General features: G+C 36.2%; 15 protein-coding genes, 1 tRNA gene and 2 pseudogenes. 14 read left to right on the plus strand and 4 right to left on the minus strand.

Translation table 11 applies throughout. From position 1 onward, the window contains the following. Nucleotides 1–162 precede the first annotated feature (162 nt). Nucleotides 163–1,374 carry a beta-ketoacyl-ACP synthase I gene (gene fabB, locus GA0061080_RS00315; RefSeq protein WP_065636530.1) on the minus strand — a complete coding sequence of 404 codons (1,212 nt, stop codon included), beginning with the start codon at nt 1,372–1,374 and terminating at the stop codon, nt 163–165. Nucleotides 1,375–1,617: 243 nt separating this feature from the next. Between fabB and GA0061080_RS00320 the strand changes: the two genes are divergently transcribed. Together GA0061080_RS00320 and GA0061080_RS00325 are read left to right on the plus strand one after the other, a co-directional pair. Next, a complete protein-coding gene (locus GA0061080_RS00320; protein ID WP_091119085.1) occupies nt 1,618–2,898 on the plus strand; it encodes a putative DNA modification/repair radical SAM protein in 1,281 nt (426 codons plus the stop codon). Between the two features lie 3 nt (nt 2,899–2,901). After that, complete coding sequence (locus GA0061080_RS00325; protein ID WP_091119090.1) at nt 2,902–3,738, plus strand: TIGR03915 family putative DNA repair protein; 837 nt, start codon at nt 2,902–2,904, stop codon at nt 3,736–3,738. Nucleotides 3,739–4,116: 378 nt separating this feature from the next. On the opposite strand, the gene GA0061080_RS00335 is transcribed toward GA0061080_RS00325, so the two are convergent. Then, the gene (locus tag GA0061080_RS00335) at nt 4,117–4,875 is read right to left on the minus strand and encodes an MlaA family lipoprotein (protein ID WP_091119096.1); all 759 of its coding nucleotides are present in this window, start codon (nt 4,873–4,875) and stop codon (nt 4,117–4,119) included. Nucleotides 4,876–5,003: 128 nt separating this feature from the next. On the opposite strand from GA0061080_RS00335, the gene GA0061080_RS00340 reads away from it, so the two are divergent. The 3 genes from GA0061080_RS00340 (at nt 5,004) to GA0061080_RS00350 (ending at nt 5,813) form a co-directional block, all read left to right on the plus strand. Beyond that, nucleotides 5,004–5,075, plus strand: a tRNA-Arg gene (locus GA0061080_RS00340). A 242-nt stretch (nt 5,076–5,317) separates the two neighbouring features. Beyond that, nucleotides 5,318–5,530 (plus strand): type II toxin-antitoxin system RelE/ParE family toxin, encoded by a 213-nt coding sequence (locus GA0061080_RS00345; RefSeq protein ID WP_245174420.1) that lies wholly within the window; start codon nt 5,318–5,320, stop codon nt 5,528–5,530. 1 nt (nt 5,531) lies between these two features. Further along, nucleotides 5,532–5,813, plus strand: coding sequence for an addiction module antidote protein (locus tag GA0061080_RS00350; RefSeq protein ID WP_209435670.1), 282 nt, complete (start codon nt 5,532–5,534; stop codon nt 5,811–5,813). A 369-nt stretch (nt 5,814–6,182) separates the two neighbouring features. Here GA0061080_RS00350 and GA0061080_RS00355 read toward each other — a convergent pair whose 3' ends face one another. Beyond that, nucleotides 6,183–6,524 carry a helix-turn-helix domain-containing protein gene (locus GA0061080_RS00355; RefSeq protein ID WP_091119108.1) on the minus strand — a complete coding sequence of 114 codons (342 nt, stop codon included), beginning with the start codon at nt 6,522–6,524 and terminating at the stop codon, nt 6,183–6,185. Then, nucleotides 6,508–6,757: pseudogene (locus GA0061080_RS13055) on the minus strand (type II toxin-antitoxin system RelE family toxin). The gene GA0061080_RS00355 and the pseudogene GA0061080_RS13055 overlap by 17 nt, the downstream one beginning before the upstream one ends. Before the next feature lie 95 nt (nt 6,758–6,852). Here GA0061080_RS13055 and GA0061080_RS13060 point away from each other — a divergent pair. The 9 genes and pseudogenes from GA0061080_RS13060 (at nt 6,853) to tkt (ending at nt 15,410) form a co-directional block, all read left to right on the plus strand. Then, nucleotides 6,853–7,119 (plus strand): phage tail protein, encoded by a 267-nt coding sequence (locus GA0061080_RS13060; protein WP_091119111.1) that lies wholly within the window; start codon nt 6,853–6,855, stop codon nt 7,117–7,119. Then, nucleotides 7,079–7,198, plus strand: a pseudogene (locus GA0061080_RS12345) (phage minor tail protein L); the annotation flags it as partial. The gene GA0061080_RS13060 and the pseudogene GA0061080_RS12345, both read left to right, overlap by 41 nt. Nucleotides 7,199–7,286: 88 nt before the next feature. Beyond that, nucleotides 7,287–7,682, plus strand: coding sequence for an integrase core domain-containing protein (locus tag GA0061080_RS00370; RefSeq protein WP_091119115.1), 396 nt, complete (start codon nt 7,287–7,289; stop codon nt 7,680–7,682). Nucleotides 7,683–7,967: 285 nt separating this feature from the next. Beyond that, entirely contained in the window at nt 7,968–8,111 is a 144-nt protein-coding gene (locus GA0061080_RS12515; protein ID WP_167349146.1) for a hypothetical protein, read from the plus strand. Nucleotides 8,112–9,157: 1,046 nt separating this feature from the next. Next, nucleotides 9,158–9,400, plus strand: coding sequence for a FeoA family protein (locus tag GA0061080_RS00375; protein WP_081300229.1), 243 nt, complete (start codon nt 9,158–9,160; stop codon nt 9,398–9,400). After that, a complete protein-coding gene (gene feoB, locus GA0061080_RS00380) occupies nt 9,397–11,721 on the plus strand; it encodes a Fe(2+) transporter permease subunit FeoB (RefSeq protein ID WP_091119118.1) in 2,325 nt (774 codons plus the stop codon). The genes GA0061080_RS00375 and feoB overlap by 4 nt, the downstream gene beginning before the upstream one ends. A 75-nt stretch (nt 11,722–11,796) precedes the next feature. Next, nucleotides 11,797–12,033, plus strand: coding sequence for a FeoC-like transcriptional regulator (locus tag GA0061080_RS00385; RefSeq protein WP_091119122.1), 237 nt, complete (start codon nt 11,797–11,799; stop codon nt 12,031–12,033). Between the two features lie 281 nt (nt 12,034–12,314). Continuing rightward, nucleotides 12,315–13,265 (plus strand): transaldolase, encoded by a 951-nt coding sequence (gene tal, locus GA0061080_RS00390; RefSeq protein WP_091119126.1) that lies wholly within the window; start codon nt 12,315–12,317, stop codon nt 13,263–13,265. Between the two features lie 138 nt (nt 13,266–13,403). After that, complete coding sequence (gene tkt / locus GA0061080_RS00395) at nt 13,404–15,410, plus strand: transketolase (protein WP_091119129.1); 2,007 nt, start codon at nt 13,404–13,406, stop codon at nt 15,408–15,410. The last annotated feature ends 52 nt before the right edge of the window (nt 15,411–15,462 follow it).

Consider the following 15,462-nt stretch of genomic DNA (forward strand, 5'->3'; position numbering starts at 1 on the left):
CTCGACAAAAGATTTTTTGCAGGTCAAGAAAAATATCCTTTTTAATGCTTGCTTAGTTGATTAATATAAAAATAAACCCCGAATAATATCGAGGTTTGTCAGTAAGTTGCACCATTTTAAATGGAACATTTTCATAAGTAATATCAATTGAAAACCGACTTACTAAGCTTTGTATTTTTTCATGACAATTGAGGCATTAGTACCACCAAAACCGAAACTATTTGACATGACTGTTGTTAGTTCACGCTCGGTTGGTTCAGTAATAATATTCATACCAATTGCAGCTTCATCTAATTCATCAATATTAATGCTTGGGGTAATAAAGCCATGCTCTAACATTAATAGTGAATAAATAAGTTCTTGTGCACCAGTTGCACTTAGTGAGTGACCCGTCATTGATTTAGTTGATGAAATAGCGGGAATATTATCACCAAATACTTGTTTAATTGCCCATAATTCTTTGACATCACCCACTGGGGTTGATGTGCCGTGAGTATTGATATAATCAACAGGAACATCTAAATCTTGGATAGCAAGTTGCATACAACGCATTGCGCCTTCACCCGATGGGGCAACCATGTCATGACCATCTGATGTTGCGCCATAGCCAACTAGTTCACCATAAATGTGAGCACCACGAGCAAGTGCGTGTTCTAATTCTTCAACCACAACCATACCAGCACCGCCAGCAATAACAAAACCATCGCGGTTTTTGTCATAAGCGCGTGATGCCTTTTCTGGGTTGTCATTATATTTGGTTGATAAAGCCCCCATGGCGTCAAATTCGCATGACATTTCCCAACAAAGCTCTTCACCACCACCTGCAAATACAATGTCTTGTTTACCAAGTTGAATTAGCTCTGCTGCATGCCCAATACAGTGAACTGATGTTGCACAAGCTGATGTCATTGAGTAGCTAATACCTTTAATTTTAAATGGCGTTGCTAAACAGGCTGAAATCGCTGATGACATTGATTTGGTTACCGCATAAGGTCCCACACCACGTAATCCCTTTTCTTTCATTCCAGCAACAACATTATATTGCGTCTTGGTTGAACCACCATAACCAGCAATTAACCCAGTACGAGGGTTAGAAACTTGTTCTGGTGTTAATTTGGCATCCTCAATTGCTTGTTGTAAAGCTAAATAACCATAAATAGAAGCATCATTCATGAAGCGAACAATTTTACGATCAATCAGTCCGGTTGTGTCGAGTTTGACATTTCCGCATACATGGCTACGCATTCCGCTATCTTTCATTTCTTGGGAAAAAGTAATACCGCTACGACCTATTTTTAGTGATTCTAAAACTTCTTTAGTATTATTCCCAATACTTGAAAGAATTCCTAACCCTGTAATTACAACACGTTTCATTTACTATTTAGCTCCTAAGTTATTTGGCTTCATACTTAAAGTGTGTTGATTATAGCGTACGCTTGTAAGCTGAACAATACCTTAGCTCTTTTTTTATTTTAAATAAAATGTTAGCTTATTGTTTTTTAGTAAAAATAGAATATTTGTTTTTTTATTGAGTAGAAAAGTGCATTGTTTGGGTTGAATCCTATAATAAAATCGCTATAATCCTGTATAAATATACAGTTTATTAGTGATTTTAATATGAATGAAAAAATGATAACGAAGCTTGAAATATTAGCTGAATCGGCAAAATATGATATTTCTTGTTCATCAAGTGGTGCGTCAAGAAGTAACAAAGGTAAAGGTATTGGTAATGCGCATAAATCAGGAATCTGTCATACATTTACTGCTGATGGAAGGTGTGTGTCGTTACTTAAAATTATGCTGACCAATTATTGTATGTTTGATTGCGCTTATTGTATTAATCGACAAAGTAACGACATACCAAGAGCAGGCTTTACACCAAGAGAGCTGGCCGATTTGACCATCGAATTTTATCGCCGCAATTATATTGAAGGTTTGTTTATTAGTTCAGGCATTGTAAGAAGCCCTGATCATACGATGGAAAAGATGATCAGAGTGGTAAAAATCTTGCGTAATGAGCATGGTTTCAATGGTTATATTCATATGAAAGCGATCCCCGGTGCAAGTAATGAGCTTATTGATCAAGCAGGTTTATTGGTTGATAGGATGAGTGTTAATTTAGAAATCCCAACCGAAGAAAATCTTAAATTATTAGCGCCCGATAAAGATCATCAAAGCATTTATCAACCAATGCGCCAAATTCATCAAAATTTGCTAGAAAATATTGAAGATCGCAAAAAATTTCGATCCACGCCAAAATTTGTACCTGCTGGGCAAAGCACGCAAGTGATTATAGGTGCGACAGATGAGTCAGATAAGCAAATTTTGCAATTAACTTCTAAGCTCTATAAAAGGCCAAGTATGAAACGAGTTTATTATTCGGGATTTATTCCTGTAAATGGCTACGATAAACGTTTGCCAGTTGTTCAAGATGTACCCAGAATGCGTGAAAACCGTTTATACCAAGCGGATTGGTTATTACGTTTTTATGATTTTAATGTCGATGAAATTGTGAACGATCAGCATCCTGATCTTGATTTAACAGTTGATCCTAAGCTGGCTTGGGCAATTCGCAATCCACAGTATTTTCCTGTTGATGTTAACCGTGATAGTTATCAAAAAATTTTGCGTGTGCCAGGTATAGGGGTTAAATCAGCAAAGTTAATTGTGATGGCAAGGCGTCACCGTAAACTCACTTTTGAGGCACTTAAGCGTATTGGGGTGGTTTTAAAGCGAGCGAAGTTTTTTGTTGTGTGTCATGAAATGAAAAAATTTAAATTGCTTGATTCATCAGCCGATTATATCCGGCTTACTTTGCAAGAACCGCCTTTACAAGAACCTTCTTTATTAGAAGATAAGCAAAATAATGCTCCTGAGCAATTGGCGATGGGGTGGTAGCGTATGTTAGCGTTTTATTACGATAAAAGCTTTGAAAGCCTGCTTTGTGCAGTTTTTGATGCTTTTAAACTAAAAAAAATGCCAGAATGTTTGTTAACGGCACAGCAAATTGAGCCGTTGTTAGTGTCTGACAGGCATCATGTTGTATTTAGTGAGCTAAAATATGAGCGAGTACGTGTGGCATTAATTAAAAAGGTCAGCAAAATTGCACTTCGCCATTTAATGTATGTGTGGCTATCAGAATTGCCCGAAAGCGATTTGGTTGTTTTTCGTTATATTTGTAAGGTTTTTAAATCATCTCAAACAATCGAAACCGATTTTGCTGATCACGATGTGTTAACTGTGCATGATATTGCAAAAAAGGTAAGTCGAGAACGGCATCGAGTGATGCAATTTGTACGTTTTAATGCTATTAGTCATCCACTTAACAGTGAGTTTGAGCATCATGATAACAATAACAATAACAATAATGATAAAGTGTATTTTTCGGTTATCGCTCCTATTTATAATGTATTACCATTAGTCCTCAGATTTTTTAAAGCGCGTTTTGCCGATCAAAAATGGGCGATATATGACGAAAAGCGTGAATATGGTTATTTTTATAATTTACACACTATTGAGCCTGTTTCGCTTGTTAATAAGGATGATTTGATTATTCACAGCCAAGTTAATCAGCAATATCTAACGAAGGAAGAAGCATTATTTCAAACCATGTGGCAACGCTATTGCAATGCTTTAACTATCAAAGAACGTATCAATCCTAAATTACAACGGCAACAGATGCCAAGTCGATTTTGGCATTATCTGCCAGAAATGAGGCCAGTATTAAAAAACCTTTAATTAAAATGACTTATATGTAAGGAAACGTCGCATTGTTTATACCTCATAATTAAAATAGCCATCTAAAAACGCATAAGGTGTTTTCCCTAAAATCGCTTTATGCGGTTTAAGCGCATTATAAAAATTAATAAAGTGTTTAAATTTTTGATTGATATAATGGTTATCACACAGTTTATCTAAATAAACCAAAACAGCGCAATTTTTGTCAAAAAGTTTCAGGAGTGTATAGTGTTTAAGTAAAAAAACTAAAAAAATCAAAAAAAATATAATCAACGCTATTCACAAGTAAGTAATATGCTTTCTATTTGATGAATAAAATAGCATCAACACAAATAAAAAAACCGCCAATTATTAGCGGTTTTTATTTGATTTAAAAAGTTATTGTGAATCGATATCATTAATAAAATCATTAATGGTTTCTTCACGTTGTTGCTGCTTACTTTCATCGACTTTACCGCCCGATGCGACAAAGTCATTACGTTGGAAGTATGCATTGCGCATAAAGTTGTAAGGGTCATCGCTATTTTTAATTAAATCTTCATATTCTATCGCAACAGCACGCGCTTCAACACCGTCAAACACACCACGCACTAATGCCCATTGCCAGTCCAACCAAACAAGCGGTGGGTAAAGCGTGTCAACTACGTGACCACCTTCGTTTCTTAATGTTGCAGATCCATAAAACGGTAGTACAACATAAGGGCCATAAGGTACATCGTAATGACCTAAAACATCGCCAAAACTTCGTTTACCACCCTTTTGTAATTGAGGATCAGACATACTAGCAATATCCATTAAACCAGCAAAACCAAAAACAGTATTTAAAAAGAACCGTGCTAAATGTGTGCCTGCTTTATGAACATCACCTTGTAATAAATTATTCACCATCGAAGCGGGTTCAGAAAGGTTAGATGAAAAGTTAACCACACCACTACGAACAGGAGTAGGGACATAATCTTTCCAAGCGACTGCAGCAGGGCGAAAGACATAAGGATCAAGCGCATAGTAGTTAACATCAAACATGGTTTTGTTAAAGCCAGATAACGGATCACTATAAGAGTTAGTTTCGGTCTGATAAGTGGCACAACTAGTTAGGGCCATCACAGAAAATATCATACCAACTATTCGTTTTTTCATAATATCTTCGCTTAAAACTGATAAAATTAAATATGATTTAATTGTATCATGATTAATCAAAATAAAAAATTTTTCGTTATTTAAATAGCATTATTTTTATAAATTTATTAAAATGAGCACCCCTCTATGACCTCATAGTTAAATGGATATAACAAGCCCCTCCTAAGGGCTAGTTGCAGGTTCGATTCCTGCTGGGGTCGAATTCATGAATAAGATTTAAAACGATACTCTACGATTCAAGCCTTATTTTAACAGCGTTTTGAAGTGGTTTAACACGATTTCTAAATGATTGACAACGCTCTAACGGTATATTTTAGTACCGTGAGCAAAAATACCGTAATTATACTAACTATAAAAGCCATTGAATCAGCCAAACCCAAAGAAAAACCGTACAAACTAAATCGTGACGTAGCCAAAAGGAAAAACAGCAATAACGGCAAGGATTCGCAGAGCAGCTTTTGGTAATTTTGGTGATCATAAATTTTTAAGGGATGAAATTTACGAAATGCGGATTACTGTTGGTGCAGGGTATCGAGTATATTACGCAAAGGATGGCGATATTACCTATCTCTTGCTATGTGGTGGTGATAAATCAACACAAAATAAAGATATAGAAAAAGCGGTGAAACTTTGGAAGGAGATTAAAAACGATTAAAGTGACGCAATTTGATGCGGCAAAATTTCTTAATACTGATGAAGAAAGAGCTATGTATCTTTCGGATTTTTTACATGATGATATTTCATCAGAAGAGTTTATCGCCGCACTTAATGATGTGGCTCGTTCAATAGGCATGGCAAAAATAGCAGAAGAAGCAGGTATTGGGCGGGAAAGTTTATATAAAACTTTATCAGCTAAAAAACCTAGATTTGACACTATGCTCAAAATTATTCATGCATTAGGGATGGCTCTTCAAATTACAGCAACACGAAAAGCTTGAAGAACGCAATAAATACTTGACTGTTTATTTAAACAGATAATCTACCTAAGATGCGGTTTTGAACACATAGAATTTAAGCCCACTGAAATAGTTGGGCTTTTTGCTATCCATATGTGAGTAATTTTATGAGAACACGAGCATATAGACGACACAAGTTAAAACGATGTCTAGATAATAGAAAGCACGATTTTTATTCTGGTGATTCTAGAAAATCGCTAAAAAGGCATGTAATAACACCAACAGCTTGCTCTTGTTGGATGTGCGGTAACCCAAGGCGACATCTCAACTAGTTAACATTGCAAGAACATCGATCATTACTGAATTTAAAAGAAAGCCTCAATCTGAAACCCGCTTCGGCGGTTTTTTTTATTAAAAATCTAACAGTTCAGGCTTGATTTGTAGTGCTTGGGCAATTTTAATCCGTGTTGCTTTTCTTAACTTTTGGCTTTTTTCATATTGAGAATAAGCTGATTGGCTAATACCTATTTTATTCGCAACTTCAACTTGGGATAATTTTAAATACTCACGCCATGCTTGTGCAGGAGAATAGTTATTATCAAAAACCATGTTAACAACTTCGCTTGGTACACCAGTTTCAACATCGATTGTTTTTGTGTTTGATAACTCTAAGTATTGATTGTAAGGCATAACCACAAATTGTGGTTGTCCTTGTTCATTATTAATAAACTGTATATTAGTAATTGCGTTCATCGCGTTTTTTCACCTCTTCAATAAAAACAATATGAATGACACCATCAAAATTAAAAAAACACTCGATAGTTAACCATCCGTAATCTGTACTGATATTTATGATTAGTTAAGGTTTTTACATTAATGCAATTCGGCATGTAAGCCAGTTCATTAATTTTATTACGGATTAAAGCATTGCTTTGAATTTTCCGTAACTGTTTTAAGGCTTTAATTTGATAAATAATTTTATTCATTTTGTTTTTCTAACTAATCTTGATATAAGTATTATATAAGATATATAAGTTTTATAAAAATAAAATATAAGTAAATTTAAACCTGAAGCTCTCAATTGTGGGCTTTTTTATGTCTGGAAAAAATTACGAAAACATCTCATTGGAAACCTCAAAACAGCTCTACAATCTCAATATCACCGAAAGTAAAGGTAATTAAGTTCGGTGACGGCTACGAACAACACATTCGTGACTGCATTAACAAAGACTTTCGCTCATACAATGTAACATTTGTTGAGTTATCAGAAGATATCAGCTTGATTGATGATTTCGACGGCTTACTGCTTACTTGGCGCAGTTGTCGCCCGTCACGAAGTGCCTGTTAAATACCTAGATGCTGTTAACTTTGAGAACGGTCAATATGCCGATCCGTTTTGTGAAATCCTTTCAAGTTATGTCATTGAATAAGTCAAACAACTGGATCGGCTACACTAATTCATACAACTTTTTTAAGGGGTAAGATAAACTTATCACAACTAAAAAAGGAACAAATATGAATAAGATTAAACGCAAAAGACGAACATTCACAGATGATTTTAAACAGCAAATGTTCAGTCTTTATCAACATGGTAAATCACGTAGTGAAATTGTTGCTGACCGAGGTAAAGAGTTTGATAATCGGTTATTAGCGGATTGTTTTAATACATTTAATATCGCGCATTCATTAAGCAAGAAAGGATGTCCTTATGACAATGCGGTAGCGGAAGCGACATTTAAAACAATTAAAACGGAATTTGTAAAAGATCAACGTTTTAACTCAACGGCTGAGTTACAATGCGCTTTTTCGGCTTATGCTTATTGGTATAATCATAAACGATTACATTCTTTGTTAGGCTGCTTGCCTCCCGTTGAATTTAAAAAACACTTACCCCTTAATTTTTTTGTTTGAGAATGTGTTGCCATTCCACTGAAAAATAAGTAATAGAGGTACTTATTATGTGGTTACTTTTTTTACTCGGTTTGTCTATGTTCATTTTCACTTTATGGTGTATTAAAGTAGCTAAACCAACGAAAAAAATTAGTCTTTCGTCTTTACTCATAAGCCTATTAGCATGTTAACTTGTAATAGGTTTTTCTATAAAGAGGTTAAAATGGAGCAAAAATCAATATTGTTTATTTTTGTTACAGAAAAAAAAGTTTCATTCGATGGATAAAACAAGCAAAAAACAACAATATGACGTTAGAGAACTGGATTATTAAAAAGTTAAATTCTGATGTGAAAGTAGTTTATAAAAAAGTAAAATTACAAAAAGATATTCCAAAAGACGAACAATGGTTTATAAGGTTATCGATGAAACCTGAAATCAAAGGATACTGAGTTCATTGCTCACGGTCAGATGAAAAAAAGCTCGTAGAATGGATAACTTGTAAATTAGATCCATAAACAATAAATTTTTTCCTTAAAAAATTTATACGACACATGAATATTAATATATCTTATCTGTAGGAAAACGCCGAGTTGTTTACACTTCATGATTAAAATAATTCGCTAAAAATCATAAGGCGTTTTTCCTCAAATTGTTTTATGCGGTTTAACCGTAAGATAAAAATTAATCAAACATTTAAGCTTTTGTTTTCTCTCTTTGGAATCGTTAAATATTGGCTGCTTATGCCGCATATCAATTCAAAGTTCATATCACGTTTTCGGCTTTCCATTAGTTTATGAGCAGGTGATTTTTGCTTGATATACCGGTTATCACACAGTTTATTTAAATAAATCAATACAGTATAGTTTTTGTTAAAAAGTTTCAGGAGTGTACTACGTTTATGTATAAAAACAATAAAAATCAAATGGATATTTTTAAGCGAATATTCTCTAGTTTGCTGCATCGTTTCATTTTTAAGTAAAGGCAAACCTTAGGTATCAGCTTGTCGTATTTCTCTCAAAGCGGTTTTGTTATCGTTATCTTCAATGATTTTTCGACTTTAACCAGACGTTTAATTCCCTAACTGATCGTTCTATACGTTCATTTTTACTGGTTAAAGGCACAAAAAGCTTCAATCGTGCTTTCTTTAGCACGCTATAAATGATTTAGTGACTGACCATAAAGGTTTAGCCAAATTGGTGAGAGTTATTTTTCTTTTTGATATCAGCGTTCTATCGCTTGTCTGTGATAGGGCTTTAGTTTTGTTTTTTTATGGATATTTATTACAGTGTTTCTCAAATTATTGTAAACAACGAGAGAAATTTCTACAGCATATCTAAGGTTTAATCATTTTTGCGATTTTTTTACTTATTATTTATTGTTATTGAGAATAATTCGCATTTTTAAACTAAAAATGACGTTGATATTTTTTAAAATAAGCATATTTAATTTTATACGATTGCTTTTATCAATATTATCGTCATTTTTAGGAAGCATAATGTCATCTTTTACTCTTAATCAATTACCTTTAGGGCACGAGGCGGTGATTACTCGATTGTTACCTGAATCGTTGCCTTTTCGTCGAAAGTTACTGGCTATGGGTATTACACCCGGCTGCAAGGTTTTGGCTGTGCGAATAGCACCACTTGGTGATCCGATTGAAATTAAAATGCGAGGCTTTTCGCTTTGTTTACGTCGTAAAGAAGCTCAAGCTATTGAAGTGATGGAGGTGAATGCGTGAAGGTAGCGTTAATTGGTAATCCTAACTGTGGTAAAACAACACTGTTTAATTTGTTGACTGGTGCAAAGCAGCGCGTGGGGAATTGGTCGGGAGTAACGGTTGAGCGTAAAACGGGCGTTTTTTCATATCAACATAAGCAATATGAGGTTGTTGATTTACCTGGTACTTATTCGATCGAGCGTGATCCACTTTGCGTGTCGCAAGATGAGCTTATAGCTCGTCAGTTTGTGTTGTCTGAACGTGATAGCATTATTATCAATATAATCGATGCGACGAATTTACAGCGTAGTTTATATTTAACTTGCCAGCTAATTGACTTACAACTGCCAATGATTGTGGTTTTGAATATGTGCGATGCACTTAAAGCCATGGGGGAACAGGTTAATGTTGATAGGTTATCAACGTTGCTTGGTTGTCCGGTTGTTGCGATATCATCTAGCAAAAAAATAGGATTGGCAAGCTTTTATCAACATATTGAAAAATTGGTAAACCATCCACAAATTGCACAACCGTCGATAGATTTATTGGGTGATGAAGTGCAAGCGGTGATTAATCGCTATATTGAAGAACTGCCAAAAGAGAGTGTGGTGCGTCAGTTTAATCGCTGGCAGTTGATGGATGTGTTATTGGATCATTCTTGTGGTAATTTGCCACAATCGGATCGTGATATATTAGCAAATTGTCGATTATCGCTAGCAACATGGTGTGATAACGAAGTCGATGTAGCACTAGCTAGCGCTCGTTATGACACCATTGATACAATTTGTAAAAAAGTGATCGATAAACCGCGTGAGCTCAATAGTCGGTTTTCTGATTGGTTGGATAATGTAACATTAGGACGTTTGACGGGCGTTCCCTTCTTTTTATTAGCTATGTATGCCATGTTTATGTTGGCAATTAATGTTGGGTCTGTGTTTGTTGATTTTTTTGATGTGCTTTGTGGCTCGATTTTTGTTGATGGCACGGCTGAACTTCTTCATGCTATCAATGCTCCAAATTGGATTACAGCAATTTTAGCCAATGGTGTTGGTCGGGGCATTCAAACAGTTTCGACTTTTATTCCCGTTATTGGTGCAATGTTTTTTGGGTTGTCATTTTTAGAAGACTCTGGGTACTTAGCGCGTGCTGCAATGGTGGTTGATCGTGTCATGCGCTGTGTTGGTTTACCGGGTAAGGCATTTGTCCCCATGTTAGTCGGGTTTGGCTGTGGCGTGCCAGCGATTATGGGCACTCGAACGTTAGAAAGTACACGCGATCGTATTATGTCAATTTGTATGATCCCTTTTATGTCTTGTGGGGCAAGGTTGCCTGTGTATGCCTTATTTGCGGCAATATTCTTCCCTAAAAATGCGGCTATCGTGGTGTTTGCTTTATATTTATTGGGTATTGCAGTGGCAATGGTTACCGGGTTTGTTCTTAAATTTACGTTATTAAAAGGTTCACTTACGCCATTTATTATGGAAATGCCTGTTTATCGTATTCCAACATTGCGTAGTTTATTAAGTTTGACTTGGCAGCGTTTAAAGTCGTTTATTTTTAGATCTGGTAAGGCTATTGTGTTAATGGTGGCAGTGTTAAGTGTGCTTAATTCGTGGGGCAGTTATGGTTCGTTTAAGCATGAAAGTTCGCAAGATTCTATGCTTTCTGTTGTCAGTCAAACCATCACACCAGCTTTTGCACCAATGGGAATTAAACACGATAATTGGCCAGCAACAGTGGGAATTTTCACGGGTATTTTTGCTAAAGAATCGGTCATTGCAACTTTGAACTCGCTTTATTCGATGAATGATGATAGTGAACAAGTTAAGCAATGGAGTTTGTCGCAAGATATTTACGATGCACTAGCCACAATTCCTAAAAATTTGATTAGTTTGTCTGATACGGTTTTAGATCCATTAGGGTTTTCAACTGCTTCGCAAGATATTAATTCGCTACAGTCTGATTTTGCGGTGGATTCGACAACCGTTTCACAAATGAAATATGCATTTGGCTCATCTTCATCTGCGATGAGTTATTTGATTTTTATTTTACTTTATACGCCTTGTGCTGCAGCACTAGGTGCCGTGTACCGTGAGGCTGGTTTTAAATGGACTTTGTTTGTAGCCATCTGGACTTTTAGTATAGCGTGGTTAACGGCAACGGTTTATTATCAATTTACATTGCTTGGGCATTCGCATGTGGCAGTTTGGTGGTTGTTGGGATGCGGTACATTTATTGTTGTTGCTTTATTGTCCATGCGTGCTTTTGGGCGATATTTATCTTTTAATCAAGGTGTAGTGTCAAATTTATCTAACAATAAAAAAGCAACATGCTGTCAGTAAATTTGCTAGGTTAATGTGTAAAACATCATATAGAGGAAAAATACGCAGGTAACGCCTGCGATTTTAATTATAGCCATGTTAATAACATCAATTCGTGATTATGTGCAGTTAAAAGGTCGTGCATCTTTGCAAGATATTGCACGTCATTTCCACTTACCAGAAAGTGCTGTTACTCAAATGTTGGCTTTTTGGATTAAGAAGGGGACAATAAAGTTAGTAGAGCAAAATCAACCGCTATTTTGCCAAACAAATCAGTGTCATTCTTGTTCAAGTTGTGACTTAAGCCGTAACATTGAATATATTTGGTGCTAATTATTTTACTGTTTCTCATAGACAATCAATACCGATTTTGTTTTGTGATTCAGTTCACATAATTGAGTTTATTTACACAATAAAAAAAGTAGTAATAAATCGTTCAATGAGCGATTTTATTGCGAAAAAGCCTTATGCTAGTTAACCTTATTCATGTTTTTAGCTATTTGTTTATTACTAACTATACGGTTAGATCATTACTGAATGACAAAGTCGTTTTATTATTGAATAAATGTTATTATACTGCCATTGTAATAAAATGCTGTATGAGGACAAATAGTATGAGTCAATTAGACGAGTTTAAAAAACTAACCGTAGTGGTAGCTGATACTGGTGATATCGATTCGATTAAGCAGTTTTCCCCTGAAGATGCAACAACTAACCCTTCTCTTGTTTTAAAAGCAGCACAACTCCCTCAATATCGTTATTTAATTGATTCTGCCGTGCAAACCGCTAAAAAATTAGGTGGTAGCAAAGAAGAACAATTAGTTAATGCATGCGATCAGGTTGCGGTTAATATTGGCGCCGAGATTTTAAAAAGTGTTCCGGGGCGAATTTCGACCGAAGTTGATGCCCGTATGTCTTTTGATAAACAAGGCTGCATTGAAAAAGCCCGTAAAATCATTGCGCTTTATAAAGAAAAGGGCATTGATAAGTCTCGAATTTTAATTAAGATCGCATCAACGTGGGAAGGTATTAAAGCGGCAGAAGTGCTTGAACAAGAAGGTATCAATTGTAATTTAACGTTATTGTTTTCGTTCGCTCAGGCTCGTGCATGTGCTGAAGTGAATGCCTTTTTAATTTCTCCTTTTGTTGGTCGCATTTATGATTGGTATCAAGCTAAAAAACCAATTGATCCTTATGTCGCTGATGAAGATCCTGGTGTTGTTTCAGTTCGTAATATCTTTAACTATTACAAACAACACGGCTATAAAACCATTGTGATGGGAGCTAGCTTCCGTAAAGTCGATCAAATTTTGGCATTAGCAGGGTGTGATAGATTGACAATTTCGCCTAACTTACTGGCCGAAATGCAACAATCAAATGCGCCTGTTGTACAAAAACTCAACCCAAATCAATCTGTGGTGGCTCGTCCTACCCCTATGACTGAAGCCGAATTTAGATGGCAACATAATAGTGACGCTATGGCTGTTGAAAAACTCGCTGAAGGTATTCGAGCTTTTGCCGTTGACCAAGGCAAATTAGAAGACATGATTAGCGCATTGTTATAATCATATAAAACAATTGGGGGAGTATGTTCCCCATTTTTATACTATTTTCCTTTCGTTAATTTAAATAACGATTTTGCAAGTGAAGTTAACCTTGCAGGTATTAACAAATTTAAACTCAAAATTTTTGGAGATGATGACATGAATGCAACCACACTATCTCACCGCGAACTGGCGAATGCGATAAGGGCATTAAGCATGGATGGCGTGCAAAAAGCAAAATCAGGCCATCCAGGTGCGCCAATGGGTATGGCGGATATGGCCGAAGTGCTTTGGCGTGGCTTTTTAAAACACAATCCAACCAATCCTAAATGGGCTGATCGTGACCGTTTTGTTTTATCAAATGGTCATGCTTCTATGTTGATTTATAGCTTGTTACATTTAACTGGTTATAACGTAACTATCGATGATTTAAAAAACTTTCGTCAGTTGCATTCAAAAACCGCAGGTCATCCTGAATATGGTCATGTACCTGGTGTTGAAACTACAACGGGTCCGTTAGGCCAAGGTATTGCCAATGCTGTTGGTATGGCAATTGCAGAAAGAACGTTAGCGGAACAATTTAATAAACCAAGTCATACCATTGTTGATCACCATACTTATGTGTTTATGGGGGATGGTTGTATGATGGAGGGAATATCGCACGAAGTGTGTTCTTTAGCGGGTACCTTAAAGTTAGGTAAACTCATTGCATTTTATGACGATAATGGAATTTCAATCGACGGTGAGGTAGAAGGTTGGTTTACTGATGATACCGCAAAACGTTTTGAATCTTATGGTTGGCATGTTATTCGTGGTATTGATGGGCATGACGCTAAAGCCTTAAAAGAAGCGATTGAACAAGCACAAGCAGTAAGTGATAAACCGTCATTACTAATGTGTAAAACTGTAATTGGCTTTGGTTCACCAAATAAAGCAGGTAGCCATGAAAGCCACGGCGCACCATTAGGTGATGCTGAAATCGAAGCTACCCGTAAAGCACTAGGTTGGAATCACCCTGCGTTTGATATTCCTAAAGATTATTATGATGCTTGGGATGCCAAAGCAAAAGGTAAACAGTGCGAAGATGAATGGAATGCTCGTTTTGACGCTTATGCTAAGGCTTACCCTGATTTGGCTAAAGAATTTAAACGTCGCGTTAATGGTGATCTGCCTGCAGACTGGTCACAAATTGCTAACGATGTGGTTAATAAACTACAAGCAAACCCTGCAACAATAGCTACTCGTAAAGCATCACAAAATGCTATTGAAGTCTTTGCTCCTGCATTACCTGAGTTTTTAGGTGGTTCAGCAGATTTAGCACCAAGTAACTTAACCATGTGGTCAGGCTCTAAAGAAATTTTAGCTAATGCTAATGGTAACTATATCCATTATGGTGTGCGTGAGTTTGGTATGTCAGCAATCATGAACGGTATTGCCTTACATGGCGGATTTATTCCTTATGGTGCAACATTCTTAATGTTTATGGAGTACGCACGCAATGCTATTCGTATGGCTGCGTTAATGAAAATCCGTTCTTTATTTGTCTATACTCATGATTCAATCGGTTTGGGTGAAGACGGACCAACGCATCAACCCGTCGAGCAAATGGCAAGCTTACGGATGACTCCAAATGTCAGTACTTGGCGTCCTTGCGATCAAGTTGAATCAGCCATTGCTTGGCAATATGCGATTGAACGTAAAGATGGCCCAACGGCATTGATCTTTTCAAGACAAAACCTTAAACAACAAGATCGCACAGCTCATCAATTAGCTGATGTATATCGTGGTGGTTATATCTTAAATGATTGCACAGGTACACCTGAATTGATTATCATCGCTACAGGTTCGGAAGTTGAGCTTGCTGTTGAAGCGTATCAACAATTAACTCAAGCCGGCAAAAAAGTACGCGTAGTGTCAATGCCATCAACCGATGCGTTTGACAAACAAGATCAGGCTTATAAAGAGTCAGTATTACCATCATCAGTCACAGCTCGCCTAGCTATTGAAGCTGGTATTAGCGATTACTGGTATAAATATGTGGGTCTTAACGGCAAAATCGTTGGCATGACTAGTTTTGGTGAATCAGGCCCAGCAGATCAGCTATTTAAAACATTTGGGTTTACTGTTGAAAATGTAATAGCTCAGGCAAATAGTTTATTAAAATAATAATAGAATAATTATCAATCAAATGCCATCTGATCTAATGATGGCATTTTAT

Origin of the sequence: Gilliamella intestini, assembly GCF_900094935.1 — a bacterium.
Classification (GTDB): Bacteria; Pseudomonadota; Gammaproteobacteria; order Enterobacterales; family Orbaceae; genus Gilliamella; species Gilliamella intestini.

Excerpts from the sequence above, each read along its gene's own strand:
- fabB (WP_065636530.1), bottom strand. The coding sequence starts at position 1,374 with ATGAAACGTGTTGTAATTACAGGGTTAGGAATTCTTTCAAGTATTGGG.
- GA0061080_RS00320 (WP_091119085.1), top strand. The coding sequence starts at position 1,618 with ATGAATGAAAAAATGATAACGAAGCTTGAAATATTAGCTGAATCGGCA.
- GA0061080_RS00325 (WP_091119090.1), top strand. The coding sequence starts at position 2,902 with ATGTTAGCGTTTTATTACGATAAAAGCTTTGAAAGCCTGCTTTGTGCA.
- GA0061080_RS00335 (WP_091119096.1), bottom strand. The coding sequence starts at position 4,875 with ATGAAAAAACGAATAGTTGGTATGATATTTTCTGTGATGGCCCTAACT.
- GA0061080_RS00355 (WP_091119108.1), bottom strand. The coding sequence starts at position 6,524 with ATGAACGCAATTACTAATATACAGTTTATTAATAATGAACAAGGACAA.
- GA0061080_RS00370 (WP_091119115.1), top strand. The coding sequence starts at position 7,287 with ATGAATAAGATTAAACGCAAAAGACGAACATTCACAGATGATTTTAAA.
- GA0061080_RS12515 (WP_167349146.1), top strand. The coding sequence starts at position 7,968 with ATGACGTTAGAGAACTGGATTATTAAAAAGTTAAATTCTGATGTGAAA.
- GA0061080_RS00375 (WP_081300229.1), top strand. The coding sequence starts at position 9,158 with ATGTCATCTTTTACTCTTAATCAATTACCTTTAGGGCACGAGGCGGTG.
- GA0061080_RS00385 (WP_091119122.1), top strand. The coding sequence starts at position 11,797 with ATGTTAATAACATCAATTCGTGATTATGTGCAGTTAAAAGGTCGTGCA.
- tal (WP_091119126.1), top strand. The coding sequence starts at position 12,315 with ATGAGTCAATTAGACGAGTTTAAAAAACTAACCGTAGTGGTAGCTGAT.
- tkt (WP_091119129.1), top strand. The coding sequence starts at position 13,404 with ATGAATGCAACCACACTATCTCACCGCGAACTGGCGAATGCGATAAGG.